We start from the raw sequence: 13,109 nt of genomic DNA, 5'->3' as shown, positions 1-13,109 counted from the left end.
GCTGAAGCTTCAGCGGTACATTCCATAAATGCGGAATGCGTCGCGGAACGTTCCGCGACGCATTCCGGATAGTAGCAGGCGCGAGGCTTCGTTGCGCGCTGCCTGCTGGCAGAGTTAGGCCAGCGTAGCCAGCACCTGGTCCAGAGTCAGCGTTTTTTCCTCCCCGGTGCGCAGCTCCTTGAGCTTGAACTGCCCGGCGGCCCGCTCCTCGGGGCCCTGAATAAGCACGTAGGGAATGCCCTTGGCATCGGCGTACTTAAACTGCTGGGCCAGCTTCTTGCTTTCCGGGTACATTTCGCTCGGAATGCCCGCCGCCCGCAGCTCACGTAGCACGGGCAGCAGCAAAGGCATGGTTTCGGCGTCGAAGTTGGTAATCAGGCAGCGCGTGGTAGCGGCGGCGCCTTCCGGAAACAGCTCCAGCTCCTCCAGGCAGTCGTAGAGCCGATCTACGCCGAACGAAAAGCCCACGCCCGACACGCCCGGCAGCCCGAAAGCGCCGGTCAGGTTGTCGTAGCGGCCCCCGCCGCTCACGCTGCCCATGTTCACGTTGTTGATCTTGATTTCGAAGATGCAGCCCGTATAGTAGGAGAGGCCCCGCGCCAGCGTCGGGTCAAATTTGAGCCGGTCGAACTGCTCGAAGCCAAAGGCGGTGAGGAAGTCCACGACCTGGCCCAGCTCCTGTAGACCTCTGGTGGCTCTTTCACTCGTTTCTGCCAGAATGTTGCTGGGTGAAATATCGACTACGAGTGACTTTTTCAGGTTCTGAATTCGGTATAAAAACTCCTGCCGAGCATTCTGATTCTGATCAGACGAGGGTATAGCTGTGGCAGGCATATACAACAACTTAAAGACCTTTTCAGCCTCGGTGCTGGTGAAGCCTTTGTCAATCAATTCCTGCTTAACGCCGTCTATGCCTATCTTATCTAACTTATCAATTGCCGTAAACAGATTTGTTTCCGTGCCATTAGATTCGCCCAGCGCATCGTACATTCCGCCAAGTACTCCCCGGTGGTTGATTGTAATAGTGTAGTCAAGCTTTTGGTTTTCTGACTTGGCCTCCTTATTCAGGCCGTTCAGCACCTCGCACATCATCAGCACGATTTCGGCCTCGCAAAGCAAGGAATCAGTGCCTACTACGTCGGCGTCGCACTGGTAAAATTCCCGGTAGCGGCCGCGCTGGGGGCGGTCGGCGCGCCATACGGGCTGGATCTGGTAGCGCTTGAAGGGGAAGGTGAGCGTGCCGCGGTTCATGACCACGTAGCGGGCGAAGGGCACCGTGAGGTCGTAGCGCAGGCCTTTTTCAGCTACTTTGGGCAGCACCCGGCGGGTAGCTTTGCCATCCTCATTCTGCAAATCGTCGGCCGTCACGTCCTTGAGGAAGTCGCCCGAGTTCAGGACTTTAAACAGCAGCTGGTCGCCCTCGTCGCCGTATTTGCCGGTCAGCACCGACAGGTTTTCCAGGGTCGGGGTTTCCAGGGGCGCGTAGCCGAATTTCTCGAAGGTGCGGCGAATAATGCCGAAGATATAGTTGCGGCGGGCCACCACGGCCGGGCCAAAGTCGCGGGTGCCTTTCGGAATGCTGGGTTTCTGGGCGCTCATCAGGAAGTATGCTCAATAATGGCGCGAAGGTACAACGCCCCGTCTGACTTCCCCAGCAAGCCGGTTTTCAGTGGTGGAGCAAATGTGCTCAGGCCGCCGAGGCTGAGCTGGGCGGCAGGTCGCGGCTGATATACTCGGCATCGAGCAGCGAAGGCACTACCAGCGGCTGCGACTCCTCATCCAGGTCCAGGAAATGATGGCGCACTTTGTCGGGCACGTGGCAGAGTACGAGCCGGCGGGCTTGGCAGTGTAGCATATAGGCATAAGCCAGCAGCAGGTCAATGGCTTCCGTGGAGAGGTGGTCGAGCAGGCTGCAATCCACCCAAATGGCCCTCTTCGCGCTCCGGCTGGCCCGGTGCAGCGCCCGGGTCAGCTTAAGTTCATCGGGCTCGGCAGTGGAGGGCGCCAGCACCAGCAGGTAGCTTTTGGGCAATTCCTCACGATGAACATCCAGCATAGCAGCGGCAGCAGTAGAGTAGCATAAGGCCGTAGCCCGAGCGTCGGGGCTACCTGCATCCTCTTACGACTGGTATTCTGCCAATGACTTGGTATTAAGCAAGGAAATATGCGCTGCTGCAAAGAAAATGGACAGCACTATATTCAGCGAATTTCCCGGGCCGGGCGGCTGCGGCGGGCCTGAAACAGCACAGAGCCGGCCAGCGGAGCCTTAAGGGCGGTCCGCAGACCAGCTTTGCGCAGGGTGCCGTTGGTCCAGTCGTTGCAGGTGCGCAGGGCGTGGTAGCGGCCCCGAGCCCAGAAGAAAAAATCGTCGGGGGTATAGCCGGCCGCGTTGCGAAGCACAGCCGCGCCGGCGCTGTCGGGCTGGAAGGACTGCGCAATCAGGCCCGCGAGTTGCTGGTACTGGGTGGGTGAGATGCGCAGGGCCACTACCCGCCGGCCCGGGCGCGGGGCGTGCTGATAAAAATCGACGTGCATCAGCGTTTTACCCGGCACCACGGAGCGGAGCACGGTGGCCGGCCCGGGAAATTTACCGCCGTACGATTCCAGGTAGAACCGCTCACTACCCCAGCCGAAAGCGGCGTACTCGTAGCTACCAAAGCGCGCCGTAAGTGTGGGTTGCTGCAACTGCCGTAGCCAGTCGATATCGGTGCGGGCCTCGCGCAGGGGCACCACGATATCGGTATGAAACCCGTTGGACACCACAAATACCGGCACGCCGTCGGGCGTCTGCTCGAAGCGGCGGTGTACGGGCAGCATGGTGCCGGATAAGAAAAGCAGCAGAAACGCCAGGGCTGGATACATCAGCCAACTGAACGTAGAAACGGGCCAGATATGTTCTTAAATAAGCGTATCAGCCAGTGAATTAGGAGTTCTTCGAAGTAAAGATGCTCCGGTTGTTGGTCAATACGCTTATTCGTGGGTGTCATATATCTGTCAGCGGGTTGGCTTGGCTATGAGCTGGGCCAGCAAGGCACTCAACGTAGCCAGACCATCGGGGCCGTACAAAAAGCTGTGGCCACCCGTGGGCCGTGAGCTGAAATGCCACTGCCGCGCCTGGCGGCGGTGTTGCGCGTAGAGGGCCTGCGCCTGTGGGTACGCAACTACCTCGTCGTCTTCCGCCTGCAGCGAATACAGTGGCGCGCCCTTACGGAGTCGTTTGAAATTCAAGGGGCCGAGGGTACTGCTGGGCTGAGCCGAAAGGGCGAAGAAGCCCGCAAAGCCGGCCGGCGACTGGCACGCGTACCAAAATGCCGCCGTGCCGCCGTTCGATATTCCGCCCAGGTACACGCGGTGACCGTCGATGTGGTAGCGCTGCTGCACCTGCGCCACCATCTGGCGCACGTTTTCCAAGGCTGCCCGCTGCTCCAGCCACCCAAACGAGCGGCGTCCGAAGGGGTAAAGCACCAATGCATTTTGCGCAGCTGCGGCCGCAAAGATGGGTTCCTGCGCCACCCCTGGGTCGGCAGCCTGAAACTGGGTGGTGCTCCCAATGCCGCCGTGCAGATACACGAGCAGCGCCGTGGGCCGAGCCGGCTGGTAGGTGGCGGGCACGTACACCAAGTAGGGCACCCGCACCGTATCGACGGGGGCATAATACAGGGCAAAGCCCGGCTGGGCCGCCGCGTAGCGGCCTGGCTGCGTGGGCACCGGTAGGGCTTGGCGCAGCGCGCTGGCCTGCCACGCACCGGCCGCCCGCTGGGCTTCGGTGGCGCGCCGGGCCGCGGTTTGCCGCAGACTGGCCAAAAAGCGGGCCCAGGCTGGAAAGCTGTGCAGACTACGCATGCTTTCGTCCTGGGCCATGTTGTCTACGTCGCGGGCCGTGATGGGTAGGTTGGGCTGGCGCGTGAGGCGCAGCAGCCAGCGCAGGGCCTGCGGCTGCCGGCCGGGGCAGTTGGCCGCCGCCCCGGCCCCGGCATACAGGTCGAATGGGCCCGCTTTGGTGCTGTCGGCAAAAGCCTGCTCGAAAGCGGCGGTGGCTTCGCAGTAGTTTTTCTGACTTAGCTGACGAGCGGCACTTTCCAGCAGCTGGTCATACGTTTGGGCGTGAGCCGCCGGGCCAGCTAGCAGCAGGAGCAGGGCGGCAGTTAAGAAGCGTGTCATGCTACGTAAGCAGAGAATAGGCTACTTGAGTTTTTCCAGCTGGGCCGCTGCATTCGTGTTTTTGGGGTCCAGCTTCAACACCTGCTTGTAGTTGCGCACAGCCAGGGTGTTGTTGCCCAGCTCCTGGTATGTTTCGGCCAGGCTGTCGTAGGTGTTGGCGCTGTTGGGGTAGAGGCTCACATTTAGCTTGAACACCTCGGCAGCCTCGCGCACCTGCTGCTGGCGGAGCAGCGAGTAGCCCCAGGCGTTTACTTCGTCTTCGGGCAGCTGTAGGGTGGAATCCTTCTTCCGCGCCTGCTTCACCAGTTCCTGGGTGTGCTCAAAGCCGCGTTTGCGCAGCTCCGTGTGCAGGGCCCGCAGCTGCGGCGGCAGGCCAAAACCGGCGGCCACGCGCATATCGGGCACGTAGAAGCTGGCTATTTCATCCACGAACCGGTCGGGGTTGGCGCCCGTCAGGTTGGTGAGCACCACCACCGACAGGTCGTCCTCGGGATACACGAACACCGCCGACCGGCCGCCGCCCACGGCCGCTACGGCGCGGTGCTCGGGCCGGGCTACGGTGGGCCAGCCCACGGCGTAGCCGTTGAGCTGCTTGCTGAAGCCGCGGGTGGTGCCGTTGTTGAGCAGAACCGGCGTCCACATCGTGGTCAGGCTGGCGGGCTGCAGGAGCTTGCCCTGCTGCAAGGCCAGCACCCAGCGGGCCATTTCCTCGGCCGTGGAGTTGAGGCCGGCGGCGGTGCGCAGCATGGGCGCAAACACCTCGAACATATTCTGGGGCTCCCGGGTGCGCCGCATCTGCCCGTCTACCGCCTGAAAGTAGGTGTAGCCGCGGGCACTGCCCCGCACTACGTCGTGGGCGTCGCCGAAAGCGGTGTGGGGCATGCCCACCACCCGCAGCTGCTTGTCGGTAATATTCTGCGCAAACGGCTGGCCGCTGAGCTGGTCGATGATTTTGCCGAGCAGCAGGTAGTTGGTTTGGTTGTAGCTGAATTTCTCCCCGGTTTTGAACTCCATGGGCAGGGTTTGCACCGCCGCCCAGGCCGTTTGCTGCTCATCGGCCGTCACCTGCTTGTCTGCGGGCATAATATCGGGAATGCCCGAGGTGTGGCTGAGTAGCTGCCGGATGGTAACCGGCTGCCAGGCCGCGGGCAGGCCTGGCAGGTACCTCGAAACGGGCGCGGCCAAATCCAGCTTTCCTGCTTCCACGAGCTGCATCACGGCCACGCCCACGAAGGCCTTCGTAATGGAGTTAATCGGGAACAGCGTTCGGCCCGTTACCGGCACCGAGTCCTGCAGGTTGGCCAGCCCGTAGTGGGCCAGCTTCACGATTTTGCCGTGGTGCACTACCGCCAGCTGCATCCCCGGAATGCGCAGCTGCTTCATTTTGGCGGTCATAAACAGGTCTAGGCTGTCGGGCTGGATGGCGGCTTGGGCCGGCGACAAAGTAGCGGCAGATAACGTTAGGGTGGTGCAGAGGCCGGTAATCCAGTTGGTCGTTTTCATGTTGAAGAGCAGAACGGTGGTAGAGAGTTGGGACGGAAATGCGGTGCTAGATTCTTGAGTATGCTGGCGGCGGGGCCCGGCAGATTAGCCGCCGAAGCCGCCCCCGCCGCCCTGTGGGCCCGACTCGATTTTCTTCGGGGGCTTGTTCGAGCCGAAGTACCAGCTGAAGCCCACGTAGCCCACGCGTGTCTCGTATTTGTTGAGGTAGCGGGCCTGGAAGCCGTTTTCGCCGAAGGCCTCGATGCGCTGGCGCTGGGTGTTAAAAATGTCGCTCACCCGCAAGGTTAGCGCGGCCCGGTCCGAGAACAGCTTCTGGCGCAGGGCCACATCTACGCCACCCTGGGGCAGCAGGCGGCCCTGGGGCGTAATGGTGGCGGCGCGGTAAGTACCCGTCACCTGCACGTCGAGCTTGGGAGTGGGCGTGAAGGTGTTCATCAGGCGGGCCGTGCCGGTGAAGTTGCTGCGGCTGGCTTCGGTGGCAATCAGCGACGTGACGGTATTGTGAAACAGCGAGCCGCTGGCCGCCAGGCGCCACCACTTGGCCAGGGGCTGGTTCAGGCTCAGCTCGGCGCCGTAGCTTTCGTTCCGGCCAAAGTTTTCATAATACTCTTTCGTGATGACGCCGGCGTCGGCATTTTGCGCAGTGGCTTCTTCATCCACGGCCCGGATGCGCTGAATGGCGTTGTTGGTCTGGCGGTAAAACAGCGTGGTGTTCAGGCTGGCGCTGCCCATGCTCACCTGGTGGCCCAGCTCGAAGGCGTTGATATATTCGGGCCGCAGGCTGGGGTCGCCGAGGCGGTAGCTGCGCTGGTCCTGGTAGAGCGGGAAAGCCAGCAGCTGCATAAAGTTGGGCCGGTTCAGACGGCGGGCGTAGCTGAGCTGCAGGCGCTGGTCGCCGGGCAGGGTGCGCACAATGGTGGCCGAGGGAAACAGGTTCAGGTAGTTCAAGCTGAAAGCGCCCTGACCGCCGGCTACGTTGCCTTGGGTGCGGGTGTATTCGGCCCGCACGCCGCCCTGGTAGCTCCAGGGGCCGCGCTGCAGTTGGTAGGTAGCGTAGCCGGCCTGCAGGTATTCCTGGAAGGTGTAGGCCACCGAGCGGTTAGCATCCCGGATGTATTCGGTAGGGCGGTCCGTGTTCTGGAGCAGCACGTTGTCGTCGCCGTTGTTGGTTTGCCACTGGCCTTTTAGGCCCATATCCAGGCGGCTCACCGAGTCGAAGGGCAGAGTAAAGTCGGTCTGGCCATATACGGCCTTCAGGCGCACGCCCAGGTCCTGCTTCCACTCGGGCTCGGGGCCGGTTTCGAGCGTCAGCTGCTGACCTACTACCACGTTGGCCCACAGGTTGGTATAGCCCAGGTTGGCAGTCAGCTCGCGGCCCTTGTGGGCGGCCCAGGTGCGGCGGTAGTCCGCCGATACGTCCAGGGTTTTCACGTCTTCGGTTACGCGCACCGCGTTTTGCTGGGGCGTGTTGTTCAGCTTGCCGCTCTGGTTGGCGGAGTTCAGGCCCTTATTCATTTCGGGCTCGGCCGTGATGGTCAGGCTTTGCTCGGGGCTGATGGTGTAGTCGAGGCCGATGCGGCCGTTGTGGGAGGAGTTGTGGCGCTGGCCCCGGCCGTCCTGCTCCACTACCACCGTCTGGCCGTTTACTACCGCGCTCTGACTCACCGCGTTCTGGTTGCGGTACCGGTCGTCGCGGGCGTTGTAGCTGCCAAACATGTTCACTTTGCCCCGGCGGCGGTTCAGGCTCAACGAGGTGTTGTATTTATCGGCGGTACCAAGGTTGGCCGTCGCCTGGCCGTTCCAGCCGTCTTTGCGCTGCTTCTTGAGTATGATGTTGATGACGCCGCCCGCGCCGGCCGCATCGTAGCGGGCCGAGGGGTTGGTTACTACTTCTACCTTCTCGATGGCGCTGGCCGGAATCTGCTCCAGGCGGGTGCCGGTGCCGCCGTTGGCCGCTCCGGAAGGCTTGCCGTCGATGAGCACCGTGATGTTGCTGCTGCCGCGCATGCTTACCGTCCCGTTCTGGTCTACCGATACCGACGGCACGTTCTGGAGCACGTTTACGGCCGTGCCGCCCACGCTGCTCAGGTCCTTTTCTACATTTATCACCTTCTTATCCAGGTTGTCGACCACAGCGGCCCGCTCACCCTGCACCGTTACGCCGGCCAGCTGCGTGGCCGTCGAAATCAGCGGCAACTTGCCCAGTTGCATGTTGGGCGTGGCAGCCGTCAGCGCTACCGGCTGGCGTAGGGGCTTGTAGCCCAGCACCGTGGCCCGCAGCAGATAGTTGCCCAAGGCTACTTTGTCCAGCGCGAAAGTGCCGGTTTCGGTGGTTTGAGCGCCGTTTACAAAGCTAGAATCTTGGGCCCGCAGCAATACTACGTTGGCAAAAGGCAGGGGCTGGCCGGTGGTTTTGTCGAGCAGCGTGCCGGCCACAGAGCCCGCCGCACCGGGAGCCTGCTGAGCCTGCGAGGCCAGCGGAAAGAGCGTAACGAGCAACCCCAGGCACCGCAGTGCCCGGCTAAGAGTAGAGGAGAAGTTCATGACGAAGGAGGTAGTGAGTGAAAAAACCGGGCAAAGGGGAGCCGTTCCAGGCGGCCGCGGTTCCGCTGGGGTGCCCTTGCGCAGGGGATTCAGACAAGTGGGGAAAAGCCTTTCCGAACGATGTTCAGACCCCGGCCACCCCGTGGGCCGCCACGTTTTGGTGGGGCCTACTCAGAAGGTGCTGCAAAGCGCAGGTGGCGCGGTGGGTGCTCGACTGCCCCGGTTGGGTAGGGAAGCGGAAAGGAATTCTGATTACTGATACAAATATAGTAGAAGGTACTATGTGACGCAAGGTACCTTGATAAAAAAATATTGCTTTCAGTTAATTATGGTCGTAATCAGCTGTAAAGCAATTAGGTAACTGACGTAACAATAGATGCTCAACCTATCTTCTTCGCCCTTAAGCAGTAGGCAAGCCTCTTCCCGGTGGGGGCCCGTCTGCGAAGCCAGCCAATTGGCAAGCTTCGCAGACGGTTGGCGAGGGGCAAGGAAGCAGCCAGCAACAAGCCGCTTAACGGGAGGCGTAGATGCGCTGAGCCCGGTAGTTCAGGCTTAGTCCGTTGGTCACAATCGAATTGGTCCGGGCGCGCTGCATCTGCACCACGGCGTTGCTGAGCATGCGGGCCGTGCGGCGGCAGGCTGCCGTGCCGCGGCTGGGGTCCAGGCACAGCTCATTGATGCGCTCCTCATAGATTTTCTCGTGGTTGGCCGAGTAAAAGCGCACAATGCTGTAGTTGCGGTGGGCCGCGTCGGTTTCAATGCTCCAGTAGCCGGCACCGGGCTGCTTCGCATCTTCAGTGTACACCGATACCTGGGCATTAGCCATAGTGATAGACAAACCAAAAGCAGCAACCAACAGGCTCAGACGGGAAATCAGGGAAGTTTTCATAGTTCAGAAAAGCAAGAGTGGAAAAACGAGAGAAGCAAGCCGCGGCACGCGCCACGGGTAAGAAAACAGGGAAATCAGGGGGGAAGAAGCCGAAGGAATAACCAGAAAGGGAGGCCGGATACTACTCGGCAGCCAAGGCCAGCAGTTGGGTGTTCAGGGGCTGCAGGCTCAGGGTGCCCATAGCTACGTGTGCCTGTTTGGCGCTGAAAACCAGTTTGGGCTGGGCCGGCTGGTACCCGAGCACCGTGGCGTGGAAGGTATATTGCCCGAAGGGTACCTTTTCTAGGCGGAAAGTGCCGTCGGCGCGGGTTTTGGCGGTGCAGGGTAAGGCCGCGCCCCGGCTGTTGAGTAACACTACGTTGGTACCGGGAATGGGCTCGTGGGTGTCGGCATCCCGCAAAATGCCGGTTAGGGTACCATACTGGATAGCGGGGCTAGAAGAGCCTTTGGTGCCGGAAACCAGCAGGGCAACGAACAAAAAAGCGGCGAAAGCACGGAAGAAGATGGAGGTTTTCATGACAGCAGAAAGAAGGAAAATGAGGACAAAGGCCAGCCAATGCGCGTCCAAACAGCCGCGGTTCTGTTCCGGAGGATTAAGCCGGCTAACACAATGAGAAGGAAGGTGCAAGCCCAGCAGGTCGTTGCCTATGCAACGTGCTGTGGGTCAGGGCCCCGGTAGGGCGGGGCAACTCCGGTTGGCAGGTGGCCGGTAACCAGCTTTTCAGCTGCGACGCCGCTAGGCAGAGTGGAAGAACATGACAAAGATAATTGAAGGTACTATGTGATGCAAGGTAGTTTTTAAATTTATTTTCATCTGCGTGAAAAACCTTGCATTTAGAGGGGAAACAGGAGGGTAAATAGGAGTTTGTGGCAACCCTGCGGTACTATTACCTGCATCACATCCATAAGATGTGCGCTCCTGGCAAAGGGCTGCCTAAGGCCCGGATTATTTTTGCAGGTACATTCGCGGTGTAGAAATAAGTATTTGATTTATAGAATATTATGCCTAAAAAAAGAAACCCTGCTACTTCGTAACGTACGAAGCAGCAGGGATGGGAAAGGTCAAATAAGAATAAAACCGGGCAGGAGCGGGGCTTATTTGCCGGCTTTCACCTCCTGCCCGTTGCGGAACGTTACTTTTTTGGTCACGGCCTTGCCATCGGGGCCGAAATAGGTCCAGACGCCGGTTTCGCGGTTGTTACGGAAGGCCCCGCTGATTTCGGTGGTGCCGTCTTCGCGCAGTTGCTTGTAGGGGCCGGCCTTTATGCCTTTCACGTACGTCGTTTCCGACTTGGGCTTGCCCGAACTGTAGAATTCCCGCCCGATGCCGGTGGGCCGGCCGTTTTCATACAGCAGCTTGCTCTGTACCGCGCCGTTGTCGTAATACGTCAGCTTTTCGCCGCCGAGCTTGCCGTTCACATACGATTCCTGGGTCTGGACCTGCTTGCCGCCGGGGAAAAACGTGCGCCAGGTACCACTGGGCTGCCCGTTCCTGTAAAGCTGCTCGCCTTTGGCCATGCCGTCCTCGTAGTAGAGCGTGATTTTCCGGTCCCGGGCTTGGTTGGAGTACTCAATGGTCTGCTCCGGCTTGCCCGATTCGTAGAAATCCTGCTGCGGCCCGTTCAGCACGCCGTTGCGGTAGGTCATCCGGCTTTTGATGGCACCGCTTTCGTAGTAGGCCTTGGCCGGACCTTCCAGGTTGGCCGTGCCGCCGGTCATCTGGCGGGCCTGCTTGGTAAGGTCATCGCCCAAGGGGTTTTTCACGGCCCGGCCGCTAAGATTGGAAGCCACGTAGGTGCCCTCGGTGCGGAGCTTGCCCGAGCGGTAGTAGCTGCGGTAGGAGCCCCGGCCGGTGCGGTCGGCCAGCACTTCGGTTTCTACCTGCCCGTTGTCGTAGTAGGTTTTATAGGGCCCGGCCAGCAGGCCCCGGCTGAAGGTGGCCTCGCTCTGGAGCTGGCCGTTGGGGTAGTAAGTTTTCACCGGTCCGTTGGCCTGCCCGTTTTCGTAACTGATTTCGGCCTTGGGCTTGCCATCGGCATACAGCTCGCGCACCACGCCGGCCGGCTGCCCGTTGTTGAGCGTGGTTTCCAGCTTCACCTCGCCGCTGGGGTGGTAGTAGCGCAGCGTGCCGGTGGGCTGGTCGTTGTCGTAGGTGCCTTCCTGAGCCACCTTGCCCGACTCATAGTACGTCTTGAATGGCCCCTGGCGCGTGCCTTGGCTGTAGGTAACCTCCAGCCGCCGCTTACCGCTGGGGTGAAACTCGACGTAGGCCGAGTCGCGCTTGCCGCCGGCGTAGCGGGTCTGGGCTTCGAGCTTGCCCGAGCGGTAGAAGCGCTTGTAGGGGCCTTCCAGCAAGGTATCGGCGGCTACCAGGGCGCTGTATACTTCCCGCTTCTGGGTGTTAGTCGAGTCGTAGTACGACACCAGGCGGCGCAGCTTTTGGGCCTGGGCGGCTTCGGCGCTCAACACTACACACGCGGCCAGCAGCCAGCCCCGGAATGAAAACAAGTTAGTCACGGTCATCAGCAATGAGAAAAGAAAAGCGGAGCCGGTGAGTCGATTCCGCCCCGCGTCAGCAAACGTTGCGCCAGCCGGCTTTCGTTTGCCTCCCCGAAAAAGCAAAGAAAAAGCCGCTCCAGACAGAGCGGCTTTTTGCAAAAATACAACCGGAAAATTAGTCGTGCGGCGTAAGGCGAATTACATCCGCTCCACCACGATGCTGGACGCGCCACCACCGCCGTTGCAGATACCGGTAACCCCGATTTTGCCGCCCTCATTCTTGAGCACGTTCAGCAGCGTCGTCACGATGCGCGCACCTGAGGCCCCCAGCGGGTGGCCCAGGCTCACGGCCCCGCCGTACACGTTTACCTTGGTGCCTTCGAGGTTAAGCAGTTTGTTGTTGGCCAACGATACCACCGAGAAAGCCTCGTTGATTTCGTAGAAGTCAACCTCACTGGCGGCCACGCCGGCGTGCTTCAGCGCCTTGGGAATGGCCAGGGAAGGGGAGGTGGTAAACCACTCGGGCGCCTGCTCGGCATCGGCGAAGCCCCGGATTTTGCCAATCGGCTTCAAACCCAGCGCCTCGGCCTTTTCCTTGCTCATGAGCAGAATAGCGGCCGCGCCGTCGTTCAGCGTCGAGGCATTGGCGGCCGTTACAGTGCCATCCTTGGTGAAGGCGGGGCGCAGGCCGGCTACTTTCGTGAAATCAACTTTCAGGTATTCCTCGTCGTCTTCGATAACCGTGGTTTTGCCGCGGCTTTCGATGGTCACGGGCACGATTTCGTCTTTTTTCTTGCCTTCCTTAGCCGCTTTGGCGCTACGTGTGTACGACTCAATAGCAAACTCATCCTGCTGCTCGCGGGTAAAGCCCATTTCCTTGGCCGTGTGCTCGGCTGCATTGCCCATGGCGTAGTCGTTGTACGGGTCCCAGAGGCCGTCCTTCATCAGGCCGTCAATCATCTGGCTGTGGCCGTACTTGGCCCCGAAGCGGGCTTTATCGAGGTAGTACGGCACGTTCGACATGCTTTCCATGCCCCCGGCCAGAATCACGTCGGCCTGGCCCAGCATAATGGCCTGGGAAGCAAACATGATGGCCTTGGTGCCCGAAGCACACACTTTATTAACGGTCGTGCATTCCACCGTGTCGGGCAGGCCGGCCTTCTTGGCCGCCTGCCGGGCGGGCGCCTGGCCCAGGTTGGCCGAAATGACATTGCCCATGATAACCTGCTCTACTTCCTTGGGGTCGACGCCGGCTTTTTCCAGCGCGCCTTTCAGGGCAATACCGCCCAGGTCGGTGGCGGAGAGAGAAGCCAGGCTGCCGCCAAAGCTGCCAATGGGCGTACGCACGGCCGAAATGATATAAACTTCTTTGACTTGCATAAAAGGGTAGGGTGGGAGTTTGGGGTGAATGACGGGCTAAAAGTACAAATTGCGCTGCTTGCAGCCAGTAGGCTGGCGCCGGCGTTGAGAACAAGCTCCACTAGCAGCTTTTGTTTCTGGCGTATTGCGCCAG

The 13,109-nt window shown here is 60.6% G+C and carries 10 protein-coding genes; all 10 read right to left on the bottom strand.

Annotation, left to right across the window (positions count from 1 at the left end; translation table 11 throughout):
- Nucleotides 1–114: 114 nt before the first annotated feature.
- Nucleotides 115–1,599, bottom strand: coding sequence for a histidine--tRNA ligase (gene hisS, locus LGH74_RS21640; protein ID WP_226179669.1), 1,485 nt, complete (start codon nucleotides 1,597–1,599; stop codon nucleotides 115–117).
- A gap of 88 nt (nucleotides 1,600–1,687) precedes the next feature.
- Nucleotides 1,688–2,056 (bottom strand): STAS domain-containing protein, encoded by a 369-nt coding sequence (locus LGH74_RS21635; protein WP_226179667.1) that lies wholly within the window; start codon nucleotides 2,054–2,056, stop codon nucleotides 1,688–1,690.
- A 143-nt stretch (nucleotides 2,057–2,199) separates the two neighbouring features.
- A complete protein-coding gene (locus tag LGH74_RS21630; RefSeq protein ID WP_226179665.1) occupies nucleotides 2,200–2,862 on the bottom strand; it encodes a TIGR02117 family protein in 663 nt (220 codons plus the stop codon).
- A 132-nt stretch (nucleotides 2,863–2,994) separates the two neighbouring features.
- A complete protein-coding gene (locus LGH74_RS21625) occupies nucleotides 2,995–4,161 on the bottom strand; it encodes an alpha/beta hydrolase family protein (RefSeq protein WP_226179663.1) in 1,167 nt (388 codons plus the stop codon).
- A gap of 21 nt (nucleotides 4,162–4,182) precedes the next feature.
- Entirely contained in the window at nucleotides 4,183–5,664 is a 1,482-nt protein-coding gene (locus LGH74_RS21620; protein WP_226179661.1) for a serine hydrolase domain-containing protein, read from the bottom strand.
- 84 nt (nucleotides 5,665–5,748) lie between these two features.
- Entirely contained in the window at nucleotides 5,749–8,208 is a 2,460-nt protein-coding gene (locus LGH74_RS21615) for a TonB-dependent receptor (RefSeq protein WP_226179659.1), read from the bottom strand.
- Between the two features lie 511 nt (nucleotides 8,209–8,719).
- A complete protein-coding gene (locus tag LGH74_RS21610; protein ID WP_226179657.1) occupies nucleotides 8,720–9,097 on the bottom strand; it encodes a hypothetical protein in 378 nt (125 codons plus the stop codon).
- A gap of 121 nt (nucleotides 9,098–9,218) precedes the next feature.
- The gene (locus LGH74_RS21605) at nucleotides 9,219–9,614 is read right to left on the bottom strand and encodes a carboxypeptidase regulatory-like domain-containing protein (protein ID WP_226179655.1); all 396 of its coding nucleotides are present in this window, start codon (nucleotides 9,612–9,614) and stop codon (nucleotides 9,219–9,221) included.
- Nucleotides 9,615–10,192: 578 nt separating this feature from the next.
- The gene (locus tag LGH74_RS21600; protein ID WP_226179653.1) at nucleotides 10,193–11,620 is read right to left on the bottom strand and encodes a toxin-antitoxin system YwqK family antitoxin; all 1,428 of its coding nucleotides are present in this window, start codon (nucleotides 11,618–11,620) and stop codon (nucleotides 10,193–10,195) included.
- 174 nt (nucleotides 11,621–11,794) lie between these two features.
- Nucleotides 11,795–12,976 carry an acetyl-CoA C-acyltransferase gene (locus LGH74_RS21595; RefSeq protein ID WP_226179651.1) on the bottom strand — a complete coding sequence of 394 codons (1,182 nt, stop codon included), beginning with the start codon at nucleotides 12,974–12,976 and terminating at the stop codon, nucleotides 11,795–11,797.
- Nucleotides 12,977–13,109: the final 133 nt, after the last annotated feature.

This window comes from Hymenobacter lucidus (genome assembly GCF_020447265.1).
Taxonomy (GTDB): Bacteria; Bacteroidota; Bacteroidia; order Cytophagales; family Hymenobacteraceae; genus Hymenobacter; species Hymenobacter lucidus.
The sequence above is the reverse complement of the archived record's forward strand: the minus strand, read 5'-3'. Positions and strand labels throughout refer to the sequence as shown.